19 protein-coding genes are annotated in these 23,899 nt (G+C 35.0%); 9 read left to right on the top strand and 10 right to left on the bottom strand.

The window, feature by feature from the left end; all coding sequences use genetic code 11:
* Nucleotides 1–96: 96 nt before the first annotated feature.
* From raiA to purM, 3 genes are all read right to left on the bottom strand, one after another.
* Nucleotides 97–420, bottom strand: a complete 324-nt coding sequence (gene raiA / locus JMI89_RS05625; protein ID WP_187754567.1) for a ribosome-associated translation inhibitor RaiA — start codon at nt 418–420, stop codon at nt 97–99.
* 194 nt (nt 421–614) lie between these two features.
* Nucleotides 615–1,256 carry a phosphoribosylglycinamide formyltransferase gene (gene purN, locus JMI89_RS05630; protein ID WP_187754568.1) on the bottom strand — a complete coding sequence of 214 codons (642 nt, stop codon included), beginning with the start codon at nt 1,254–1,256 and terminating at the stop codon, nt 615–617.
* A gap of 47 nt (nt 1,257–1,303) precedes the next feature.
* Nucleotides 1,304–2,341 carry a phosphoribosylformylglycinamidine cyclo-ligase gene (gene purM / locus JMI89_RS05635; protein WP_187754569.1) on the bottom strand — a complete coding sequence of 346 codons (1,038 nt, stop codon included), beginning with the start codon at nt 2,339–2,341 and terminating at the stop codon, nt 1,304–1,306.
* A gap of 342 nt (nt 2,342–2,683) precedes the next feature.
* Between purM and rpsO the strand changes: the two genes are divergently transcribed.
* Nucleotides 2,684–2,953 (top strand): 30S ribosomal protein S15, encoded by a 270-nt coding sequence (rpsO, locus tag JMI89_RS05640; RefSeq protein WP_187754570.1) that lies wholly within the window; start codon nt 2,684–2,686, stop codon nt 2,951–2,953.
* Between the two features lie 658 nt (nt 2,954–3,611).
* Here rpsO and tkt read toward each other — a convergent pair.
* The 4 genes from tkt to JMI89_RS05660 form a co-directional block, all read right to left on the bottom strand.
* Entirely contained in the window at nt 3,612–5,618 is a 2,007-nt protein-coding gene (tkt, locus tag JMI89_RS05645; protein ID WP_220679533.1) for a transketolase, read from the bottom strand.
* A gap of 77 nt (nt 5,619–5,695) precedes the next feature.
* A complete protein-coding gene (gene tal / locus JMI89_RS05650; RefSeq protein ID WP_187754572.1) occupies nt 5,696–6,646 on the bottom strand; it encodes a transaldolase in 951 nt (316 codons plus the stop codon).
* A 568-nt stretch (nt 6,647–7,214) separates the two neighbouring features.
* Nucleotides 7,215–7,742 carry an inorganic diphosphatase gene (gene ppa / locus JMI89_RS05655; RefSeq protein ID WP_220679534.1) on the bottom strand — a complete coding sequence of 176 codons (528 nt, stop codon included), beginning with the start codon at nt 7,740–7,742 and terminating at the stop codon, nt 7,215–7,217.
* Nucleotides 7,743–8,773: 1,031 nt separating this feature from the next.
* The gene (locus JMI89_RS05660) at nt 8,774–10,807 is read right to left on the bottom strand and encodes an OPT family oligopeptide transporter (RefSeq protein ID WP_220679535.1); all 2,034 of its coding nucleotides are present in this window, start codon (nt 10,805–10,807) and stop codon (nt 8,774–8,776) included.
* Between the two features lie 311 nt (nt 10,808–11,118).
* On the opposite strand from JMI89_RS05660, the gene mazG reads away from it, so the two are divergent.
* The 5 genes from mazG to eno all read left to right on the top strand — a co-directional run bounded on the left by mazG (nt 11,119) and on the right by eno (nt 17,302).
* Nucleotides 11,119–11,901 (top strand): nucleoside triphosphate pyrophosphohydrolase, encoded by a 783-nt coding sequence (gene mazG / locus JMI89_RS05665; protein WP_370633722.1) that lies wholly within the window; start codon nt 11,119–11,121, stop codon nt 11,899–11,901.
* Nucleotides 11,902–11,911: 10 nt separating this feature from the next.
* Nucleotides 11,912–12,352 (top strand): hypothetical protein, encoded by a 441-nt coding sequence (locus JMI89_RS05670; protein WP_220679537.1) that lies wholly within the window; start codon nt 11,912–11,914, stop codon nt 12,350–12,352.
* Between the two features lie 176 nt (nt 12,353–12,528).
* Entirely contained in the window at nt 12,529–14,151 is a 1,623-nt protein-coding gene (locus tag JMI89_RS05675) for a DUF2813 domain-containing protein (RefSeq protein WP_220679538.1), read from the top strand.
* 165 nt (nt 14,152–14,316) lie between these two features.
* Nucleotides 14,317–15,945 carry a glutamine hydrolyzing CTP synthase gene (pyrG, locus tag JMI89_RS05680; RefSeq protein ID WP_187754577.1) on the top strand — a complete coding sequence of 543 codons (1,629 nt, stop codon included), beginning with the start codon at nt 14,317–14,319 and terminating at the stop codon, nt 15,943–15,945.
* Between the two features lie 49 nt (nt 15,946–15,994).
* The gene (eno, locus tag JMI89_RS05685; protein ID WP_187754578.1) at nt 15,995–17,302 is read left to right on the top strand and encodes a phosphopyruvate hydratase; all 1,308 of its coding nucleotides are present in this window, start codon (nt 15,995–15,997) and stop codon (nt 17,300–17,302) included.
* 79 nt (nt 17,303–17,381) lie between these two features.
* Here eno and pagP read toward each other — a convergent pair whose 3' ends face one another.
* A complete protein-coding gene (gene pagP / locus JMI89_RS05690) occupies nt 17,382–17,927 on the bottom strand; it encodes a lipid IV(A) palmitoyltransferase PagP (RefSeq protein WP_187754579.1) in 546 nt (181 codons plus the stop codon).
* Between the two features lie 279 nt (nt 17,928–18,206).
* Between pagP and citG the strand changes: the two genes are divergently transcribed.
* Complete coding sequence (gene citG / locus JMI89_RS05695) at nt 18,207–19,100, top strand: triphosphoribosyl-dephospho-CoA synthase CitG (RefSeq protein ID WP_220679539.1); 894 nt, start codon at nt 18,207–18,209, stop codon at nt 19,098–19,100.
* 13 nt (nt 19,101–19,113) lie between these two features.
* On the opposite strand, the gene JMI89_RS05700 is transcribed toward citG, so the two are convergent.
* Nucleotides 19,114–19,815: a response regulator gene (locus JMI89_RS05700; protein WP_187754581.1), complete on the bottom strand. Its 702-nt coding sequence runs from the start codon at nt 19,813–19,815 to the stop codon at nt 19,114–19,116.
* A gap of 9 nt (nt 19,816–19,824) precedes the next feature.
* Complete coding sequence (locus JMI89_RS05705; RefSeq protein WP_220679540.1) at nt 19,825–21,411, bottom strand: sensor histidine kinase; 1,587 nt, start codon at nt 21,409–21,411, stop codon at nt 19,825–19,827.
* A 194-nt stretch (nt 21,412–21,605) separates the two neighbouring features.
* On the opposite strand from JMI89_RS05705, the gene JMI89_RS05710 reads away from it, so the two are divergent.
* Both JMI89_RS05710 and JMI89_RS05715 read left to right on the top strand, forming a co-directional pair.
* A complete protein-coding gene (locus JMI89_RS05710) occupies nt 21,606–22,958 on the top strand; it encodes a 2-hydroxycarboxylate transporter family protein (protein ID WP_187754583.1) in 1,353 nt (450 codons plus the stop codon).
* Between the two features lie 92 nt (nt 22,959–23,050).
* Nucleotides 23,051–23,893, top strand: a complete 843-nt coding sequence (locus JMI89_RS05715) for a fumarylacetoacetate hydrolase family protein (RefSeq protein WP_187754584.1) — start codon at nt 23,051–23,053, stop codon at nt 23,891–23,893.
* Nucleotides 23,894–23,899: the final 6 nt, after the last annotated feature.

Genomic DNA, 23,899 nt, shown 5'->3' on the forward strand with positions numbered 1-23,899 from the left:
AGTTGTTGAAAATAAAGTTACTAAGTAAACATTTTTATGCTGTTAGATAATATTAAGGCATCTTTTGATGCCTTATAAATATCAATGAGAAATGTTTTATTCAGGAACGTAGTTTTTAATACTTTCGGATGCACGTCGAGATTCTGCTTTATGTTGCAGTTTATTGAGCTGTTTTTCAAGTTTGCTAATTAATTCGTTGACAGCAGTATACATATCATCATGTTTTGCCGAAGCTACAAGTGGAGATCCTTTGGTAGTGATAGTGGCATCAACCATGAAACCATCAGGTTCCTTAGATAATATGAAGTGAGGATTAATCAGTTGCGCTCGCCATTTATTGAGTTTAGACATTTTATCTTCAATATAACTTCTGATCGCTGGTGTAATATCCATTTGTTTACTTGTAATATTTAAAGTCATGATTGACCTCCCTTTTTATTATTTAGGAACAAATAACCCTGATTAGATTTACTTATTACATTGGCAAATAATTGACAAAAGGTCAACTGTTCTTTGCCAAATATTTGAATATGCACCTAACATTAATTTTTATAGTACTAAATTTATACAATAATAAAATTATTTAGTTATCAGAACGAAGCAGTTAGCCTAAATTAATCTTCACCATAACCGGCTGATGAGATAAGTTTACCGTCTAAGTAAGCTTTGCCATCTTGCATATTTAAGCGATTATCACAAAACCATTTGACAACTAATGGATAGATTCGATGTTCCTGAGTTAAAACGCGTTCAGTAACATCTTGTTCTGTATCATTATCAAAAATAGGTACTTTAGCTTGCAAAATTATTGGTCCACCATCTAAGTCTTCGGTAACGAAGTGAACGGTGGTACCATGTTCTTTATCTCCTGCTTCGATGGCTCGGCGGTGGGTGTGTAGTCCAGGATATTTTGGTAATAAAGAAGGATGAATATTTAACATCTTACCAGCATAATGTTGAACAAAATCTGTTGTTAGAATACGCATATAACCAGCGAGAACAATCAAATCGGGCTGATAGCAGTCAATTTGTTGTTGTACTTTATCATCAAATTCTTCACGTGAAATAAATGCCTTATGATTGATGACATGACTAGGAATATTTGCCTGTTTAGCGCGAATTAAGCTATAAACATTGGGTTGATTACTTATTACTGCAACCACTTTACCATTTATTTGATTTGATTGGCACGCATCAATAATCGCTTGGAGATTTGAGCCGTTACCAGACACTAATACCACAATTTTTTTTTTCATTTTTTATCCAAAAATAAAGGGCAGGAATTTGCCCCTTACCCATTTTGTTATTCAATAAGCACGCGTTCTGCAGATTGGGATGCTGTTATGTGACCTAATAACCAGGCGGTTTCGCCACTGTTATTAAGTATTGTCAAGGCTTGTTTTACTGATGATTCGGGTAATACAATGATTAAACCTACGCCACAGTTAAAAGTACGATACATTTCATGTGTATCTACATTACCGGCTTGTTGTAACCATTTAAAAATAGCAGGCCATTGCCAACTCTTAGCATTAATCACTGCTTGGGTATTATTAGGCAGGATGCGTGGGATATTTTCCCAAAATCCACCGCCTGTAATATGTGCAATGGCATGAACGTCAATTTGTGTGAGTAAATTCAGTACAGATTTGACATAGATTTTGGTTGGCGCTAATAGATGATCGGCAAGTGGTTTATTAGTTAGCTGTTCTGTATTGGGATCAACGCCACTCACTTCAAGAATTTTACGCACTAAAGAATAGCCATTGGAATGTGGTCCACTAGATGCTAATGCAATGATAGCATCACCATCTTGAACCTTAGTGCCATCAATGATGTCAGCTTTTTCGACTACACCGACACAAAAACCGGCAATATCATAATCGTTTTTATGATACATACCAGGCATTTCAGCCGTTTCTCCGCCGACTAAGGCACATCCTGCTTGTTGACATCCTTCGGCGATCCCCGTTACCACAGTGGTAGCAACTTCAACATCTAATTTGCCTGTGGCATAATAATCTAAAAAGAATAGCGGTTCAGCGCCCTGAACAATTAAATCATTTACACACATAGCAACCAGATCGATCCCGATAGAATCATGGCGATTTAAGTCCATAGCCAAGCGTAATTTGGTGCCGACACCATCTGTACCAGAAACTAAAATAGGCTGTTTATACTTTTGTGGAATTGCGCACAACGCCCCAAATCCACCTAAACCTCCCATTACTTCTGGGCGAACAGTTTTTTTTACAACGGGTTTAATACGATTAACTAATTCATTGCCGGCATCAATATCAACACCAGCATCTTTATAACTTAGCGGAGTTTTGTGTGACACGGTGAATTTCCTTTCTGGTTAGAGTAAAAAAATTGCCACTATTCTAGCAATGTTATGAATAATAGGCGATAGGTTATTTAGATAATCAGTAAGCGAGCGATTATTGTTAACTATAAAATGTAAACAAGGTGATATCAATAAATTGAAATTTGACCAGCGTAGTCAGTTTTATTGATTGGCTGATTAAAGTCATGGTCGTTTAACTTGCTATTTCACTAAATCAAAGTATAATTAGCAGCCATTCATGAGCAGGTATTTTTATTTGTTGTGAATTTTGTTGGAGTCACTGAATTAGAGATCGGGGCTTCTGTTTTTTTTATTAATCTAATATTGAGGTTTTTTATGTCTCTAACTGCTGCAGATAAAGCAAAAATTGTTGCTGATTTTGGTCGTGGAACTAACGATACTGGTTCTACAGAAGTACAAGTTGCTCTTTTAACCGCTCGTATTAATGACTTACAAGGTCACTTTTCTGAGCATAAAAAAGATCACCATAGTCGTCGTGGTTTATTACGTATGGTGTCTAGCCGTCGTAAATTACTTGACTACTTAAAACGTACTGATGTTGAACGTTATAATCAGTTAATTCAAAAATTAGGTTTACGTCGCTAATTTTAAAAAACGCAAGAAGAAAGCCACTTATGAAAAGTGGCTTTTTTTATCACTGGAAATACGTTTATATATTTCTTAATAGTGCATTCAAATATTAAATATTTTCATAAATTGCTGGACATTTTCAGACAATATATTCAATATTTAATCATCAGAATAAGTCCTTTTCCTTTTGTTGTCTCGATCATATCATTTCTTTTTGTAGATGGAGTAAACATCTATGGCGGTGAGTTAGCTGATAAGCTAATACTCTTAAAATAAGGAGGATCATGATAACAAGCCATCAACATTTTATAGCATAATTTGAACATGATATAACTGTACTGATGGTTATGAGAAGATATACAGAAACAAAATGTTAGTATCAATTTTTTATAAAGCGATCATTTACTCGCTGTCATGTTTAATTTTAGCGTCTTTGTTTACATTTATCAGATAGAATTTGCCACTTTGAGGGAGTAAGATTTATTGGATTGTTGCAAGATTATCACTCTGATATTTACCGCATCATAGCTAATGGCTTTATTGACTCAGTAAATTAATTGATTTGGTTACTGACTTTATTTTTTACAAAATCTAAAAAAATGTTCAGTCTATTGACTGAACATTTTGAATATTTTCTTTTTACAAAGAAGTCAGAAATATCTGTAATTAAAATTTACTTCAACAAAGTTTTAGCTTGTGCTAAAACATTATCAACGGTAAAACCAAATTCCTTGAAGAGTAGATCTGCCGGTGCAGATTCCCCAAATGTGGTCATACCAATCACTTTTCCAGTTAGACCGACATATTTATACCAATAGTCTGCAATGCCCGCTTCTATTGCAATACGCTTGGTGACAGCGCTTGGTAGTACTGTTTCTTTATAAGCAGAATCTTGTTTATCAAATACATCCGTTGCCGGCATAGAAACAACGCGTACGTTTTTACCTTGCTCAGTTAACTGTTCATAAGCTTCAACGGCAAGTTCAACTTCTGAACCCGTTGCGATCAAGATTAGCTCTGGTGTACCGTTACAATCTTTCAGAATATAACCGCCACGATAGACATTTGCGAGTTGTTCTGCGCTACGATCTTGTTGTTTTAGATTTTGACGGGAGAAAATCAATGCGGTTGGTCCATCTTGTCGTTCAATAGCATATTGCCATGCGATAGCTGATTCTACCTGATCACAAGGACGCCATGTACTCATATTTGGTGTTAAACGTAAACTTGCTGTTTGTTCAACAGGTTGGTGGGTTGGCCCATCTTCTCCTAAGCCAATTGAGTCATGGGTGTAAACAAAAATTGAACGGATTTTCATTAATGCCGCCATTCTTAAAGCATTACGTGCGTACTCCATGAACATTAAGAATGTTGCACCATAAGGCACAAATCCACCATGTAAAGCAATACCATTCATGATAGCAGACATACCAAATTCACGTACACCATAGTGAATATAATTACCATTAGGGTGGGCTAAAATTTCTTTAGAACCAGACCACATGGTTAAGTTACTTGGAGCAAGGTCGGCACTACCGCCTAAGAAGTCTGGTAAAATTTTGCCAAATGCTTCAATGGCATTTTGCGAAGCTTTACGAGTAGCAATAGTTGCTGGATTAGCCTGTAAATGTTCGACAAATGCTTTAGCTTCTTGTTGCCAATTCTGTGGTAATTGATTAGCTGTACGACGTTTAAATTCTTTGGCTAGTTCAGGATATACTTTTTCATAAGATGCAAAACGAGCATTCCATTCATCTTCTGACTTTTGACCTTTTGATTTTGCATCCCATGCCGCGTAATATTGTTCAGGGATTTCAAATGGTGCATATTGCCAACCTAGATTTTTACGTGTTGCTTCAATTTCCGCGTCACCCAATGGTGAACCATGGCAATCGTGTCCACCCGCTTTATTTGGAGAACCAAAACCAATCACGGTTTTACACATTAATAATGATGGTTTATCAGTGACTGCTTGTGCTTGTTCAATTGCTAATTTAATTGCATTGGCATCATGGCCGTCAATATCTCGGACGACATGCCAACCATAGGCTTCAAAACGCTTAGCTGTATCATCAGCAAACCAACCTTCGATATGACCATCAATAGAAATACCATTTTCATCATACAATGCGATAAGTTTGCCTAATTTTAAAGTACCAGCCAGTGAACACGCTTCGTGAGAAATACCTTCCATTAAACAACCATCACCGACAAACGTATAGGTAAAGTGGTCTACGATTTCATGCCCTGGTTGATTAAATTGTGCTGCTAAGGTTTTTTCTGCTATCGCCATACCGACCGCATTAGTAATACCTTGTCCCAGTGGACCAGTTGTTGTTTCGACACCAACAGTATAACCATATTCAGGGTGTCCTGGCGTTTTGGAGTGTAATTGGCGGAAGTTTTTAATATCATCAATTGTTAAATCATAACCGCTTAAATGCAATAAGCTATAGATCAACATTGAACCATGCCCATTGGATAAAACAAAACGGTCACGGTCGACCCAATTAGGATTACCAGGATTATGTTTCAGAAAACCTCGCCACAAAACTTCAGCAATATCTGCCATACCCATAGGGGCGCCGGGATGTCCTGATTTGGCTTTTTGTACGCCATCCATACTCAATGCGCGAATAGCATTAGCTAACTCACGATGAGATAACGTGGTTGTATTCATGTTCTATTATCTCCAACAATATCAATTTTATAAGGGATAGAATTATCTATAAATTAATCAATGTCATATGAGATTGATTACAGTAATTTTGCTAGCATATCTTCCAGTTTTCCTTGATCAACGGCAAAAGCACGAATACCTTCAGCCAATTTTTCAACCGCCATTGCATCAAGGTTATGTTGCCATCTAAATTCTGCTTCAGTCATTGCCGCTGGTCGACTAGCTTGTGGTTGATTTGGATTCAATTTACGCTCAACTGGTGCTGTAGAATTTTGCATTTCCGTTAGTAAATTAGGTGCAATCGTTAAACGGTCACAACCAGCTAATGCTAAAATTTGTTCCACTTTACGGAAACTTGCTCCCATCACAATGGTTTTATAATCATGCTGTTTGTAGTAATCGTAAATGTTACGTACTGAAATGACACCGGGATCTTGATCGGCATTGTAGTTGGCAATAGGTTGTTTGGCTTGATACCAATCATAAATACGTCCTACAAATGGCGAGATTAAAAAGACATTTGCTTCAGCACAAGCGCGTGCTTGGGCAAACGAAAATAATAACGTTAGATTACAATTGATCCCTTCTTTTTCAAGCTCTTCAGCTGCACGAATACCTTCCCAGGTAGAGGCTAATTTAATTAAAATTCGCGATTTATCAATGCCTTTTTGTTGATATAGCTGAATTAATTTACGTGCTTTTTCAATACATTTTTGGCGGTCAAAAGAGAGTCTGGCATCGACTTCTGTGGAAATGCGTCCTGGTACATATTTTAATATTTCGACACCAATATTGACGGCGACTTGATCACTGGCATTAATCAATTGCTCTTCTTTTGAACCTCCAAGTTGTTTTGCTGTTTGTATAGCTGATTCAATTAAATGCTTATATTGTGGTAATTGTGCGGCTTTAAGCACTAATGATGGGTTAGTTGTGGCATCTTCCGGGGAAAATTGCTTGATTGAATCGATATCGCCAGTATCGGCTACAACAACAGTAAACTTTTTGAATTCTTCTAATTGACTCATATGCCTGTCCTCAAAATAAATGTATGTTTTAACATTATAAGCGAGCTTATTATAGTGATGTCGTATTTGAATAATACTATAATAATTGTTAATGATGTTTTATTATTAAACCAATATTTATTGATTTTATTTGTAAAATGAAACGATAATATTTTTCGTTAAGGATTAGATTTTTCATTAGATATTGATTTTATTCTACTAATAAAACTGTCATGCCATTATTATTTCATAATTAAAAATTATAGTGTCAGTAAATCAATCTGAACAGTTTTCATCCCTATTCTATGATGTTTTTACTTTTTATTTACTTATTGCTAATAAAAAAGGTAACAAACATTAATTTCAAAAGAAAATGTTATCGTTATATTTATCTTATATAGTCGTATTCTACTCTTAATTTATATTTAATAACGTTGCATCTATCACATAATTGTTAACTTTTTGTGTAATATTGGGTTGAATTACTAAATGTTTTATTTAATAGCTTAATAAATGTCTAAGAAGAGTTTAAAATAAAAAGCCTTGCTATTTAGCTAAATAGCAAGGTGATAAAATCTAAACAAGTTAATTATTTTTTCGCGCGTTCGAATGATTCTAAAATTTCTTTACGAGCGGCATCGGCATTATCCCAACCATCTACTTTAACCCATTTTCCTGATTCAAGATCCTTGTAATGTTCAAAGAAATGTTTAATCTGTGCTTTTAATAATTCAGGTAAATCATTAACATCTTTGATATGATCATATTCTTTAGAAAGTTTAGTATGTGGAACGGCAATTAATTTTGCATCCTGACCGGCTTCATCCGTCATTTTTAATACGCCAACTGGGCGACAACGAATTACTGAACCTGGTTGTAAAGGATATGGTGTCGGTACAAGTACATCAACTGGATCACCATCAAGCGATAAAGTATGGTTAATGTAACCATAGTTACAAGGGTAAAACATAGCCGTAGACATAAAGCGATCAACAAAAACCGCACCACTTTCTTTATCAACTTCATATTTGATTGGATCAGCATTAGCTGAAATTTCAATTACTACATAAATATCATCAGGTAGAGATTTACCTGCAGGTACATTTAAAAGACCCATTTTATTATCCTTAGATTTGCTTGGTAAAAGTTGGCATATTATATACTGATTCTGGTTAAGTTTGTACTTTTTGATTGTTAGTGAAGATGAGTTTAAGGGAATGTTTTTGTCATGAATATTATTGGATTATGTGATCATTACTTGGTTAGCTTTTTTTAAAAAAGATGATGTTTATATGGGCATTAATGGCTGAAGTGTAGTACTTAATATTTTACTAGTAGCCGAGTCAAGAATAGGCAAGCTCTCAATGTTCCTTGTTAGCGGCGGGGGAAATTGGTCTCTAGGTGATTACTTTTCGCTATTGTCTGGTTCAAACGTGCTAACCTTCCGCTGTTGACAATACTTTGTAAGTCGTAGAACCATATCAAAATTTTTATCTTGACGTATTAATATACTTTAATTATATAAAATAATTACTATATATAAAATCAATTAGTTATATAGTGTTAATTAACCTCATATCGACACAGCAGAATGACGTATCCAAAAGGTATTCGTATAAAAAATTACCAATTACATAAGCATCGAAAGCAATATATTGTGCCGTTATAATAAGGACGAAAAAAATAGCAGGTAAAGTTAGAAAGCAATCAGTGCATGTTAGTTAAATTACAAGGTATCCAAAAATTCTATTACTAATGTGTTTATTGAGATAAATTTAAATAATAATATAATCAATAAATTATAACCCTTTCAAAAAAGGGTTTTTAATTCCCAAATTGCAGTTTGCCTCTTTATGCATAAAGTTTATGTTTTGTTCACTGTCGTATAGCAATAACAGTAAAATACATCATAATTTATGATGTGTTTTTTGTTTTTATTTATCTGGTTGAAACATCAGAATCTGAAGTTTTCTTTAAAAACTTGAGCGAAGTAATTGAGGCACTATATTTTAGTGCCTTATTTTGATATAAAAATTAATAAATATACAATTTCCTTAAGTAAATATTACTAATGGTTTGACTAGATTTTATAAGACCATAAAAATACCTTAAGCTAAAATGATCTGAAAAGTTGCTTTATTAATAATCTTATATCACTCGATTTTTTATTGCCGATAAAGCACGACGAATAAATGCGATGCATATCACAATAAAGATCGTTAATCCCAAAAATTGTTCAACCACACTCGTATGATTACCGAAAATAGCCTGCATAAAATGCGTTAAAGCTAATGGTGAACTATCGTTATCACTTGAGCTACTAATAACAATCACAATAGCTAAAATAACGCCAACTAGGGTTTCACCGACAATTAATCCTGAGGCGATGAGCGCACCTTTTTGTTCAACCTTGCGTTCATGTTGTGGATTATGGCTGATTTTGTTGGCTTGACGACGCACAAACCATGAAATTAAGGCGCCTATAAAAATAGGGGTAATAATTAATGGTGGTAAATAAATTCCCATCCCAACGGCAAGTGCTGGTAGGCGAAATTTACTTTTAGTTAATCCAAGGCATAAATCAATAACAATAATCACTGCACCAATTGCAATGCCAATTAAGATCATGGTCCATTCCATTTGATCAGTAAAAATTCCTTTGGCGATGGTAGCAACTAGAGTGGCTTGCGGGGCAGCTAAAATTTGTTTTGGATCCATATTTGCTCGTGGAGTAGCGCCACTGAATCCATAAGCATGGTAGAGAATATCTAACACTGGGGCTATGACAATTGCGCCAATGACGACACCAATTAACAATGCAACTTGTTGGCGCCATGGTGTAGCTTTGACGAGGTATCCAGTTTTTAAATCTTGTAAATTATCATTAGATATGGTGGCAACAGCTAATACTGCACTAGTAGTGAACAGTGCTAAAGCGGTAATAAAGTGTGAACCTTCTACGGTATTTAACATGCCATTGATTTCGCCTAAGCCAAGAAATAATAAAGCTATGACGGTAATCGCAATAATACTAATTCCCGAAATTGGGCTAGCAGAAGAACCAACTAACCCCGCCATATAACCACAAGCTGCGGCAATCAAAAAACCCATAAAAAAAGCAAATAACACTGAGCTGATGACTAATGTCCAGGCAATACCGGCTGATAATCCACTATCAGCAATAAAGGAATAAAAGGTAAAAAACAAAATCACCAACATACTAGCCATAATGATTAAAATCGTTTTTGGCGACAAATCTTGTTCTGTCCGTTCGATTTTTTGATGGTGTTTTTCAGATTTTAGTGAAGTTAACGAACTTTTTAATCCTTGATATACTGGTTTGATTAAGGTTAATAACGTCCAGATCGCAGCAATCGAAATGGTACCAGCACCGATAAATCGCAGATCTTTTGACCATAAACCCATTGCAACATTCATTAATGAGGCATCAGTTGGATAATCTGTTAAGGAACTTAAAATTGGAATGGCAAAACACCATGAAATGATATTACCGATTAAAATAGCAATTCCTGACATAATACCAACTAAATAGCCAGCACTTAATAATGCTAAAGAAAAACCAAGAGGGATTTGAAAAATTGATTTTCCGTAACTAAACCAATAAGCTGTACCATCAGCAATCACTTTAAAACCGTTGGTTAATAAACTAACGCCAGCAGCAATGGTTCCACCAAATATTATATCTTTCAAACCTTCATTATCCGCTTTAGCAACTTGATGATTATCGACATCACTGCCGGCTTTTAAGATTTCTGCGGCAGCCACACCTTCCGGAAAAGGGAGATCACTTTGTACTACCATGACTTGTCGTAACGGGATTGTAAATAAAACGCCAAGCATACCGCCAGAAGCACAAATAGCAAAGGTCAGCCAAAAAGGAAAGCTCTGCCAGTAACCGACCATTAATAATGCCGGTAAAATAAAAATCATGGATGATAGAGTACCTGCCGCAGAAGCTTGCGTTTGTACCATATTATTTTCAAGAATCGAGGAACCAGGGAAAAAGCGTAATACCGCCATTGAAATTACCGCAGCCGGAATAGCAGAAGAGATGGTTAAACCCACCTTCAGCCCCAAATAAATATTTGATGCAGTAAAAATGACTGTAATAAAAGCTCCTAAGATCATGCCTCTTAGGGTAAGTTCTCGTAAATTATGCATAAGTTTATATCAATATCAATAAGTTAAGTTAATTAGTATACTATAATTTTTTCTTCGTGAAAAACAACATGAGTTCGTGTATTTCTGTTGTAAAATTAGATTTAATATAATTATTGATTAATAATCAATATATTACAATTTATTATTGTTACTGTTGAGGGAGTATTATTTTTATATTTAGTGAGAAATTTGTCTTTTAAACATTAATCATGTTACAAAATAATGATATTTGTTGATCGAGAATTCGGTTAATCTCGCATTTTTAGTTACTATCAGTATAATAGCTTTTTAACAGCCATTTTTGAGAGGCTATTGTGCAATCCATTGAAAAATTAATTGCAATAATGAAGCAATTGCGTGACCCTACGACGGGATGTGAATGGGATCGGATTCAGACATTTGATTCGATCAAATCTTGTACTTTGGAGGAAACTTACGAGGTTTTGGATGCGATTGAACATAAAAATTATGCCGAACTTAAAAAAGAGTTAGGGGATTTACTGTTCCAAATAGTCTTTTATTCTGAATTAGCTGATGAACAAAACTTATTTAATTTTAATGATGTATGTCAGGCAATCAGTCACAAATTAATTCAACGTCACCCTCATATTTTTACGGATAATAAACAAAAAATTGCCTGGGAAACATTGAAACAGCAAGAACGTAATCATAAACAACAGTTTTCAATTCTCGATGATATTCCGGCGTCAATGCCAGCATTAATGCGAGCTGAAAAAGTGCAAAAACGCTGTGCTGCGGTGGGTTTCGATTGGGATAACTTAGCACCAGTAATTGAAAAGGTGCAAGAGGAGTTAGATGAAGTTATCACTGAAGTACAACGCACGCCACCAATACAGCAAAATATTGAGGAAGAAGTTGGTGATTTATTATTTGCAACCGTTAATCTAGCTCGTCATTTAGGTTTGCGTTCGGAATTCACATTACAACGAGCAATCGGTAAATTCACGCAGCGCTTTAAACAGGTTGAAGCGCATATACAAAATCGTCATCAATCATTAAGTGATGTTTCACTTGAAGAGATGGAACAGATTTGGCAACAAATTAAGCAACGAGAAAAGCAGAATATAACTTAAGAGGTATTTTATGTCGTTAGAAAATAATGAACTTTATCAGGAAATTCAAGCATGGGCGCAAAATGCCGTATTTAATAGTCCCACCTGGAGTATCAATCAATTAGATTACTCGGAAAAAAGTATCAGTGTCATTGAAGTGATTTTAAGTGAATTAGCAGAAAAAAATTTAATATTATCTGAAGAACAGGTCACAATGATTACGCAAGAGTATGGCTGCTATTTATTGTTAACGGCGCATAAATTATACGGTGGAGAATTTTTTTGGAATAGCGATAATAATCAGCCAATGTTAATTGTTGGTGAACCTGAAGCGACGATTGTATTATTGACATGGCAAAAGGTTCGTGGTCGATTATTGGGAGATAAAGCTGATCATATTGCTTATTTTATGGAACAGTTTGGTAAAGAAGCAACACATCCTGAGGCAGGTAAGCAATTAATCTTTATGTAATGGCTGAAAATTCATTATGCAGTATTACGTTACGCAGTATTTGATTAAATACATTATTGTTTCGTTTTAATTACATGTAGTTATACACTTAAATACATATTAAAAGGTATTTGTACAATTTCCATTAAGTTAGCTATGATATAGGCTTATATTATATTGAAAATAAGGCAACTTTAATGTATTTATCTGAAGTTTATATAAATGGTTTTAAAGGTATAAAACAGTTGACCTTAGCGTTGAATAAAGATGCGAATGTCATGATTGGTGAAAATCAATGGGGGCGTTCAAGTTTAATTAGTGCTTTAATGTTATTATCATTGGATAATTTATTTTATCAGTTTACCGAAAGTGATTTTTTCGATGATGAGCATTATCAGCCAAATACTGCAACTGTACGTTTTATTTTTACCGAATTGGCTGATCATGAATTAGATACGCCAGCTTATCAATCATTAAATGCTATTGCCTATCAAACAATGGATAAGCATAAATCTATTACTTATCTTATTGAAGCAACTAAGGTAGAAAATGCCATTGTTACCAAACATGAATTATTAGATCAAAATGGTAAGGTAATGACTCATGTTAATCAGCAAGATTTGATTACACAATTAATTAATCTTCATCCAGTGATGCGATTAAAAAATCCAGTTGATGATAGCTGTTTACCTGTTACCAATCAGCCACTTTCTGATTATTATGCTAAGCAATTAGCAATGCAATTATCAGAGCGTGCTCAGCAGTTTTCTGCTGATGATTTAACCAAAAGTTTAGCAGCAGCAAAAGCATTGTTTGAATATTATTTAGCTTATGATCCTTCACGCTTACGCTACAAGAAGCAATTTTGCCAATCACCAGCTAGTAATCAAGCTTGGGATTCTTTAGCTCGGCTAAATAATATACTTGATGATCTCGATGATCATTATACCCGAACAATGTTACTCGGCATTTTTGGATCTTTATTTCTGGCGCAAGAAGGGAAGCAATTAAACCAACAAGCTACACCAATAATGATCCTTGAGGAACCAGAAAGTCAATTACACCCGATTATTTTATCGGTTGGATTTCGGTTACTAAAAAATTTTCCCGCGCAAAAGTTTATTACCACTAATTCAAGTGATTTAGTGTCATTATTTTCATTAAACCATATTTATCATCTTATCCGTAAACCATCAGGTATTATTGCTATGCATACTGGTGAACACGGATTAAGTCGTGATGACAATCGTAAAATTTTATTTCATATTCTATATCGTCGGGCATCAGCAGTGTTTGCGCGTTGTTGGTTACTTGTAGAAGGTGAAACGGAAGTTTGGCTATTAAGAGAACTTGCCGAACTCAGTGGTTATCATCTCAACACTGAAGGTATACAATTGATTGAGTTTGCTCAATGTGGACTAAAACCGTTAATCCGTTATGCGAATAAAATGGGTATTCATTGGTATGTGATCACTGATGGTGATGCGGCAGGCAAAAAATATGCCGATACGGTGCGCACACTATGCCCAGAAGGAAGTGATATTCATCAGTTTTTGACAATATTGCCAGCACGGGATATCGAAAATTTTCTATTTGAACATGGATTTAGTCATGTTTACAAACAGATTGGTTTTAACACTACTGAGCATATTGATATGCCAGTTAATCGTATTGTTCATAAAGCAATACGCAAAAGTTCTAAACCGGATTTAGCGATTGCAATATGCGATGATGTCAGAAAGCGAGGCATGCAAACAATTCCTCATTTACTCACCCATACCTTTGCTAAAGTTATCCGTTCGGCTAAACAATTTTATTAACACGAGCACTTAAAAATAAAATTATTTGATTGTGGCTATAGATCGGTTCTGTTATACTACGCTCCCGTCTTGTTGATAATAATGTCTTGGTTAATTTCGTATGTATATCGTTTAATAAACCGGCACTATTAATTCTTGTTATTAAAAATAAAGGTACTATTTTTTATGGTCACAAATTATATCTTTGTTACGGGCGGTGTAGTTTCTTCCCTTGGTAAAGGCATTGCGGCAGCATCTCTAGCTGCTATTCTTGAAGCGCGTGGTTTAAAAGTGACCATGCTTAAACTTGATCCCTATATTAACGTTGATCCTGGTACAATGAGCCCAATTCAACATGGGGAAGTTTTTGTTACAGACGATGGCGCGGAAACGGATTTAGATTTGGGTCATTACGAACGTTTTATTCGTACTAAAATGACTCGTAAAAATAATTTCACAACAGGTCGTATCTATTCTGATGTATTGCGTAAAGAACGTCGTGGTGATTATTTGGGTGCGACAATTCAGGTGATTCCTCATATTACTAATGCAATAAAAGAAAAAGTTATCGAAGGGGCAAACGGATTTGATGTTGCGATTGTAGAAATCGGCGGGACAGTCGGTGATATTGAATCATTACCTTTCTTGGAAGCGATCCGTCAACTTGCAGTTGATGTAGGGCGTGAACATACTTTATTTATGCACTTAACATTAGTACCTTATTTACCTTCATCAGGTGAAGTAAAAACGAAACCGACGCAACATTCAGTTAAAGAGTTGTTATCTATTGGTATTCAACCCGATATCTTAATTTGCCGTTCTGATAGAGCAGTACCAGCAAATGAAAGAGCGAAAATTGCGCTATTTTGTAATGTGCCGGAAAAAGCCGTTATTTCATTAAAAGATGTTGATTCTATTTATAAAATTCCAGCATTGTTAAAATCCCAAGGGTTAGATAGTTACGTTTGTAATCGATTTCATTTAGATTGTGCGCAAGCCGATTTATCGGAATGGGATCAAGTAATTTTCGAAGAAGCCAATCCTGTTGGTGAAGTTACCATCGGGATGGTGGGAAAATATACTGAGTTACCTGATGCCTATAAATCGGTTAATGAAGCATTAAAACATGGTGGTTTAAAAAATCGCATTTCTGTCCATATTCGTTATATCGATTCTGAAGATTTAGAATCAAAAGGGGTCGACATGCTTAAAGATCTGGATGGTATTCTCATTCCAGGTGGTTTTGGCTATCGTGGTGTGGAAGGTAAAATCCTTGCTGCACGATATGCTCGTGAAAATAAAGTTCCTTATTTAGGCATATGCTTAGGTTTGCAAGTTGCTTTAATCGAATTTGCACGTAATGTTGCTGGTATTAAAGATGCGAATTCGACCGAATTTGTAAAAGACTGTGAAAACCCAGTGGTAGCGCTGATTACTGAATGGAGTGATGAATCCGGCGAAGTGGTGCAACGTAGTGAAAACAGTGATCTTGGTGGCACTATGAGGTTAGGCGCACAAATTTGCCACTTAGAACCTAATTCTTTAATTCACAAAATGTACAATAAAGATTCGATTATAGAACGTCATCGTCATCGTTATGAAGTGAACAATAGTTTATTACCTGAAATTGTTAAAGCAGGTTTAAAAGTTACAGGTTTATCTACTGATAGAAAATTAGTTGAAATTATTGAAAATCCAGATCATCCATGGTTTGTGGCCTGTCAGTTCCACCCGGAATTTACATCTACACCAAGAGATGGCCATCCACTATTTAGTAGTTTCATTCGTGCTGCAAAGGATTATCAACAGCATTAAAGTTTGAGTTAAAATTTTATTATTAATTATGTCATAAGAGGAAAAAAAAATGGCAAAGATCGTTAAAGTTCATGCTCGTGAAGTGATTGATTCGCGTGGGAATCCAACTGTAGAAGCTGAGGTTCACTTAGAAGGTGGATTTGTAGGACTAGCTATTGTTCCATCAGGTGCTTCAACAGGTTCTCGTGAAGCATTAGAACTGCGTGATGGCGATAAATCTCGCTTTTTAGGGAAAGGGGTATTAAAAGCAGTAGCTAACGTTAATGGTCCGATTGCGAGTGCATTAATCGGTAAAGATGCATTAGATCAAGCCGCTGTTGACCAAATCATGCTAGATTTAGACGGTACTGATTTTAAATCTAACTTAGGTGCTAATGCTATTTTATCTGTATCTTTAGCTAATGCTAAAGCTGCTGCAGCAGCTAAAGGTGTACCACTATTTGCACATATCGCTGATTTAAATGGTACTCCAGGTCAATATTCTATGCCACTTCCAATGATGAATATCATCAATGGTGGTGAACATGCTGATAACAATATTGATCTACAAGAGTTTATGATTCAGCCAGTTGGTGCTAAAACAGTACGTGAAGCAATTCGTATCGGTTCTGAAGTTTTCCATAATCTAGCAAAAGTATTACATGCTAAAGGTATGAATACCGCAGTAGGTGATGAAGGTGGTTTTGCTCCTAACTTAGCATCTAATGCTGATGCATTAGCTTGCATTAAAGAAGCGGTAGAAAAAGCAGGTTATGTATTAGGTAAAGATATCACATTAGCGATGGACTGTGCTGCTTCTGAATTCTATAATAAAGAAACCGGTAAATATGTATTAAAAGGTGAAGGAAATAAAGAGTTTACTGCTCAAGAATTCACCCATTATTTAGAAAGTTTAACTGAACAATATCCTATCGTATCAATTGAAGATGGTTTAGATGAAAGCGATTGGGAAGGTTGGGCATATCAAACTAAAGCATTAGGTCACAAAATTCAATTAGTTGGTGATGATCTATTTGTTACAAATACTAAAATTTTTAAACAAGGTATTGAAAAGGGTATCGCTAACTCTATCTTAGTTAAAGTTAACCAAATTGGTACCTTAACTGAATCTATCGCTGCAGTGAAAATGGCGAAAGATGCTGGTTACACTGCGGTAATTTCACATCGTAGTGGTGAATCAGAAGATTCAACCATTGCTGATTTAGCAGTTGGTTTAGCAGCAGGTCAAATCAAAACTGGTTCTATGAGCCGTTCTGACCGTATTGCTAAATATAACCAATTAATCCGTATTGAAGAAGCACTTGGTGAAAAAGCACCATTCAACGGTTTAAAAGAAGTTAAAGGTCAAGGTAAGTAATTATACTTAGTCCTGATTTTAATAAAACCCACTGAAATTTCAGTGGGTTTTTATTTTAGATTGTGATTATTCTTAATATTTATAATTGCCAACGTAACCAAGTAAATAAAATATTACCCGTATTGTGTTTAATTCCAGGTACATAAGTACTTTGTATAGATAATCGATCATATTCTATTGAAGCTAATGGTAGTGGGGCAGGAAAAGGGATCCAGTTATAATCCCGTCGTGCTGTAATACCAATGGTATAGCCAATTCCAAAGCGTAATTTTTGGTTTTCGGTTGGGCGCCAATAGGTTTGATAGCCATAGCCAGCGAATGGTTCAATGACATTATGTGAATCTTGAAATTCCATGATATAAAGTGCATGCCAGTCACCATTTTTATCAAATCGATAAACACCAGCACCAATCCCCCAAGGTCGTTCATTATAACTATCGATTTTATCTTTATCATAAGTGGCACGATTATGCCAAGTATTGGCTGGAATATAGAGTTCATATTGATCACTCTTCCACGTGTCGGTTAATGTTTGCTTGATATTTAGCCATAAATCTGAAATATGGCTAGCATAGGTTGAAAAGGAACAAAATGTTAAAAGAAGTAATACGTAAACGTTTAACATAATAAAATCTTCAATAAAATTAATATCTTATTATTTATTTTAGGATGATTTTGTTGTTTATAAAAGTTAAATCTTAGCATTACTGTTAATTTTATTAATTAAATCAATAGGTTATTTTTAATTTCTTATGGTTGATTATTTTATAATTGATGCTTATATCAAAAAATAATATTGTATTAAATTATGATCACAGTATAGTTAAGCGATTATAATTTTTATAAGCATTTTTTGATTTACGTCATCCGCTTTGGTTAGACGGGCAGTTTAAATAGGTTTTAAATGAATTATTCTACCAAACAGGTTGCATTACTAGCTAATGAGCTAAACCTTAGCAATTTTCAACATTATCCTAGCCAATTAGCTTTACAGGCCTTATTAAAGGAAGTCTGTTTATCACCCAAACCGGGATTAGTAGACATGATGAATAATGGTTCGCATCGCGACATGAACTTCAATACCTTTATTGCTAGTATTAAAGCAATATCTCAATGGTTTGATGATTTTTACCTTTATGGTTACCGATTAAAGCCACAACATCAATCTAATTTTCTGGCGGGGATTCGACCAATAGGGTTAGCTTGCGAGCAGGCTATGTATCAAGCGACTAACGGTGTCAATACCCATAAAGGTGGGATCTTTGCCTTTGGATTATTACTTGGGGTCATCGGTTATTTACAACAGCAACAAAAACATTTAAATGTCGAGGTCATTTGCAATACTTTGGCCACTTTTTGTCATGGTATTGTTGATAATGAGTTAGCGCGATCTAATTCAGCTCAAACCATGGGAGAACAACTTTTTATTCGACATCGTTTATCGGGAGCTCGTGGTGAAGCAGAATCTGGTTATGCCACAGTAAGACAAATATCATTACCTATTTATCATCAGATGCAACTAGCTGGTTTCGATGAGGAAACCAGCCTATTACAAGCAATGTTACATTTGTTAGCCTTTAACCAAGACACTAATTTAGTATCAAGAGGCGGGCTTGAAGGACTTCATTTTGTGCAAAATACTGCACAAAAGTTAGTTAAACTAGGCGGAATAACTCATCAAAATGGCGATAATCATTTAATTGAATTTGATCAACAGTTAATTGCACGCAATTTAAGCCCTGGAGGCTCGGCAGATCTAATTGCCATAACTTGGTTTCTTGCCCAATACCAATATTAATCAGAAACCACTTTTACTTATTAAGTTGCTTATATAATCTTTCTGGACGACCAATTTTGCCGTGATTTATCTCGACAATTAACAATTTTGTTTGTACACAGTATTCTAAATATCTACGGGCAGTGGTTTTACTAATTCCCGTTTTTCTAACCACATCCTCAACTGTTTGTGGTTCATCGCTTTGAGTAAATACATCTTTGACTTTTTGTAAGGTAATTTCTTCAATACCTTTAGAATGACGATTCATATCGACAAAGTCTTTAGTTTGTAAATTGAATAATTCATCAATTCGACGCTGGTTAAGGTGTTGTTGAATGCTTTGTCGGTATAAAAACAATTGAAAACGTTCAAGCGAATGCTTTAATCGTTGATACGATACCGGTTTAATGAGATAGTCAAAAGCCCCGTAGCGTATCGCCTTGCTACAGGTTTCAATGTCACTCGCCGCAGTGATAAAAATGACATAGCAATTTAGTTGATTATTAATAATATATTCAAATAATTCGATACCTTGACCATCTGGTAAAAAATTATCCAGTATAACCAGATTAGGTTTCAGTTTTTCAACCATCATTTTTGCATCCGTTAAGTTAGATGCAATGGCTAATGCTTTAACTTTCGGATCGCGTTGAATAAATTCAGCCGTTAATTCAGCTAATATTGGCTCATCTTCTACGATAAGTGCTTGTATAATATTATCATTTGCTTTATTCATGTTGTACTCTCAATATTTTGGTATAAAAACAGAGAAAATGGTGCCATATGGTTCATTATTATCATAAGTAATATACCCATTTGCTTTTTGGGTGAAAGTTGCTACAAGATGTAGCCCAATACCATGTTCTTTGGGGTTTTGTGAGGTAACTCCAGGTTGAAACATCGAATCACGAAGTTTGTCATCAATGCCACATCCTTGATCACTGACTTCTAATACGATTTCATCGGTTGCATCACTTAAATATAACAGCACTGATTTATCACCTTGTTGATTTTTTAGGCAAGCATTAAAAGCGTTATCTAATAAGTTCCCTAAAATCGACATAAATTCTATTTCAGAGATTGTTGATGGTAACCTAGATAATTGACATGCAGGATCAAAGATTAGTTTTAATCCTAATTCATGGGATTTAGAAAATTTTCCGATTAATAAACCGCAGATGGCTGGAATTTTGAAATGTTGAGTAATAAAATCTAAACATTTTTGATTATCTATCGAGTGTATCGTAATAAAATCTTGCGCTTCTTGGTAGCGTTTCATGTAAATTAAACCAGACAACGTTGCCATCCAGTTCAAATGTTCATGACGTAAAGCGCGTAAATTATCTACATATTGAGTAATTTGGGTTAATTGCGAACTTAATAAATTCACTTCATCGAATTTACGAAATGTAATCACCCACCCTTGAATTTTATCATCAACAATGACTCTCACGCGATTAGCGATCACTAAACAATCATTAAAATGGCAGATATGATCATGCAAATCTTCCATCTGATTATTACTATTATAAATAAAATCAGTTGCTTTTATAATATCAGATATATTATGATTAACTAACTCTTTGTTATTATTAGTTATATTTAACATTTTACGGGCTGACTGATTGATATTTGTGATGTTATAATGGGTATCAATTGCAATGATGCCTTCAAAAATCGCTTCCATAATCGATTTTTGGCTCTTTACTAATAAGGCTATACTTTTAGGTTCAAGATTAAACATTTGTTTTTTAATTAACTTAGTGAAACATAATGAGAAAATAAATAAAGCTAAAAATAATAACCCGCAAAAGATAATAAAAGGAATTAACCTTTCTCTATGTAATTGAGAAATGTTATCAACTAAGTACCCAACGGAAACAATACCAATGACTTGATTATCATCATTGATTATTGGAGCTTTCCCTCGCAATGACGCCCCTAGTGAACCTTCTCGAATGGTGATAATACTATTGCCACTCAATACTTCTTGATTATCTCCTCCTAACATCGGTACATATAATGGACTATTGGCTGTATGAAAAAGACGATGAGCTTGATTATCGCCAATTACAATAAAACTCGCATCACTCTGTTTATAGATATCAGTGACCAATTGAGCAATCTTATCAGTATCTTTATTTTGAACATATTGGATAAGGCTTGGAATAACCGCTAATTCTTTAGCTTGAACTTGCGCTTTTTGACCTAAATTACGATAAAGATCAGTTTCTGTTAAGCTCCAGATATAACTTTGTAAAAGTGTTAATGAAATGATCATTAATAGTAATAAAGATAAAAAAAGCTTTGTGGTGAATGAAAAACATTTCATTTTCATCGTACAATAAAAACAATTGATTATGGAATAAACATGCAGAAAGTCTAACATAGGATTGAAATTTATAAATCATTTAAGACCATAAAAACCACAAATTTTCTTTGATATAAGTCACAGAATTTGTTAATTTTTTTTGCCACTATACGCGCCAATTAATCCTTAATCTTAAATCTTGGAGAATTTGACGTATGATTGATAGTGGTTTGAAAAACAACACTAGTGAAAAGCAAAATTTTTGGCCATATGGCTGGTGGAAATTAATGGACAATTACAAAATTGGTGTAATACCACTGCCATTATTTATCATTGCAGGGCTAATGATTTTTGCTGAAGTATTAGTAACAGGGAAATTACCGAGTGAAATTGTTGTTATGGTTGTAACCTGTGCTTTTTTTGGTTTTTTATGTGGTGAAATCGGTAAACGTTTACCAATCGTTGGGAAAATGGGGGCAGCAGCAATTTGTGCAACCTTTATTCCTTCTGCATTAGTTTATTATGGTATCCTTCCTCAACCTATCGTTGAAGCAACAACTAAGTTCTATAAAGATACCCATATTCTTTATTTATATATCTGTTGTATTATCGTGGGAAGTATTATGAACATGGATAAGCGCACGCTTATTCAAGGTTTTTTAAGAATCTTTGCTCCGATGCTTTGTGGTGAGATTGTTGGTATGGTTGTCGGTGTAACAGTCGGCTATATTCTTGGTTTAACACCTTTTGAAACATTCTTCTTCTTAGTATTACCTATTATGGCAGGTGGTGTTGGTGAAGGAGCTATTCCACTTTCTATTGGTTACGCTTCAATTTTAGGTATGGAGCAAGGTGATGCACTTGGTCGGGTTCTACCTATCGTTATGTTAGGTGGTTTAACTGGAATTATTTGTGGTGGTGTACTTAACCGTATTGGTAAAGTGTATCCGCATTTAACTGGTAATGGTCGTTTACTACCGGCTGCAAAAGACGACGAAATGATGAACCAAAAAGGGGCTAAAACAGAAATGGCAATGGATGTTACCACTTTTGCCTCAGGAGTATTATTAGCGGCTATTCTTTATATGGTTGGTATGATTGGTCATAAATTAGTTGGTCTTCCTGCACCAGTGGGGATGTTATTTGCAGCTGTATTTGTTAAATTAATATCAGGTGTTTCACCAAAAGTATTGAGTGGTTCACAAGTTGTTTATAAGTTTTTCCAGACATCTGTGACGTATCCTATTCTATTTGCAGTAGGTGTGGCAATTACGCCATGGGAAAGAATTGTTGATGCTTTCACAATTACTAATTTAATTGTTATTGTTTGTACAGTAGTGAGCTTAGTTTCCACAGGTTTCTTTGTTTCCAAATTACTTGGTATGTACCCAGTAGATGCAGCAGTCATTTCATGTTGTCAAAGTGGTCAAGGTGGTACCGGTGATGTGGCAATTTTAACTGCAGCTGAACGTATGGAATTAATGCCATTTGCTCAAATTGCAACTCGTATCGGTGGTGCAATCAATGTTTCTGTGTCATTACTTATTCTCGGCAATTTCTTAGTATAGATTTTACAATTCAAAATGCAACCTTAGTTTATACTAAGGTTGTCTATTTTGAATTAGTTATATTTAGTATAAATAGCTTTTAAGGAGTTTTCATGAAGCTTGTTAGTTATCTTGTCTCAGGGAGAGCAAGTTTTGGTCTTCTCACTAATAATGGTATTGTTGATTTAAAACAAAGATTCGGTGATAAATATGTCGACCTAAAATCATTAATTAGTGATAGTGAAGGTTTAGCGCTTGCTAAAAACTATATAAATGAAGCGAGTGATATCAATGAGCAAGATATTACTTATTTACCTGTCATTCCAAATCCAAATAAGATTTTATGCGTTGGTATGAATTATGCCGAAAAACGTGCTGAATTTAATGAAACAAGTTCGGCTCCAACGTTGTTTGTTCGTTTTCCGGATTCACAAACTGGTCATAAAACCGATATTATTAAACCGGCCATTACTGAAGAACTCGATTACGAAGGTGAATTAGCGATTGTCATTGGTAAAACCGCTTTTCGTATTCAACCAGAAGAAGCTTTATCATATGTAGCGGGTTATAGTTGTTACATGGATGGTTCAATTCGCGATTGGCAGTATTCTTGGTTTACTGCTGGTAAAAACTGGCCAAGTACCGGTGCATTTGGTCCATGTTTAACTACTACTGATGAAATTCCTGATCCTAAAGTATTAACCTTAGCGACCTATTTAAATGGTCAAGAAATGCAACGTGATTCAGTCAAGAACTTAGTTCATACCGTACCAGAATTGATTTCATATATCAGTACTTTCACCCGTTTATCACCGGGCGATGTAATTCTTACTGGGTCACCAGGTGGTGTAGGTAAAAAACGTAACCCACCTGTATTTATGAAAGATGGCGATAAAATTGAAGTTGAAATTACGGGGATTGGTCGTTTGACTAATTATGTGGTAGCAGAAAAGTAGGTGGTA

It is taken from the genome of Frischella sp. Ac48 (assembly GCF_019641635.1).
Classification (GTDB): domain Bacteria; phylum Pseudomonadota; class Gammaproteobacteria; order Enterobacterales; family Orbaceae; genus Frischella; species Frischella japonica.

What these genes read in the sequence shown, in the direction of transcription:
- JMI89_RS05710 (WP_187754583.1), top strand. Translation starts at nt 21,606, where the DNA reads ATGATTGATAGTGGTTTGAAAAACAACACTAGTGAAAAGCAAAATTTT.
- eno (WP_187754578.1), top strand. Translation starts at nt 15,995, where the DNA reads ATGGCAAAGATCGTTAAAGTTCATGCTCGTGAAGTGATTGATTCGCGT.
- JMI89_RS05700 (WP_187754581.1), bottom strand. Translation starts at nt 19,815, where the DNA reads ATGAATAAAGCAAATGATAATATTATACAAGCACTTATCGTAGAAGAT.
- JMI89_RS05670 (WP_220679537.1), top strand. Translation starts at nt 11,912, where the DNA reads ATGTCGTTAGAAAATAATGAACTTTATCAGGAAATTCAAGCATGGGCG.
- tal (WP_187754572.1), bottom strand. Translation starts at nt 6,646, where the DNA reads ATGAGTCAATTAGAAGAATTCAAAAAGTTTACTGTTGTTGTAGCCGAT.
- citG (WP_220679539.1), top strand. Translation starts at nt 18,207, where the DNA reads ATGAATTATTCTACCAAACAGGTTGCATTACTAGCTAATGAGCTAAAC.
- tkt (WP_220679533.1), bottom strand. Translation starts at nt 5,618, where the DNA reads ATGAATACAACCACGTTATCTCATCGTGAGTTAGCTAATGCTATTCGC.
- raiA (WP_187754567.1), bottom strand. Translation starts at nt 420, where the DNA reads ATGACTTTAAATATTACAAGTAAACAAATGGATATTACACCAGCGATC.
- JMI89_RS05675 (WP_220679538.1), top strand. Translation starts at nt 12,529, where the DNA reads ATGTATTTATCTGAAGTTTATATAAATGGTTTTAAAGGTATAAAACAG.
- purN (WP_187754568.1), bottom strand. Translation starts at nt 1,256, where the DNA reads ATGAAAAAAAAAATTGTGGTATTAGTGTCTGGTAACGGCTCAAATCTC.
- JMI89_RS05705 (WP_220679540.1), bottom strand. Translation starts at nt 21,411, where the DNA reads ATGAAATGTTTTTCATTCACCACAAAGCTTTTTTTATCTTTATTACTA.
- rpsO (WP_187754570.1), top strand. Translation starts at nt 2,684, where the DNA reads ATGTCTCTAACTGCTGCAGATAAAGCAAAAATTGTTGCTGATTTTGGT.
- pyrG (WP_187754577.1), top strand. Translation starts at nt 14,317, where the DNA reads ATGGTCACAAATTATATCTTTGTTACGGGCGGTGTAGTTTCTTCCCTT.
- JMI89_RS05660 (WP_220679535.1), bottom strand. Translation starts at nt 10,807, where the DNA reads ATGCATAATTTACGAGAACTTACCCTAAGAGGCATGATCTTAGGAGCT.
- pagP (WP_187754579.1), bottom strand. Translation starts at nt 17,927, where the DNA reads ATGTTAAACGTTTACGTATTACTTCTTTTAACATTTTGTTCCTTTTCA.
- ppa (WP_220679534.1), bottom strand. Translation starts at nt 7,742, where the DNA reads ATGGGTCTTTTAAATGTACCTGCAGGTAAATCTCTACCTGATGATATT.
- JMI89_RS05715 (WP_187754584.1), top strand. Translation starts at nt 23,051, where the DNA reads ATGAAGCTTGTTAGTTATCTTGTCTCAGGGAGAGCAAGTTTTGGTCTT.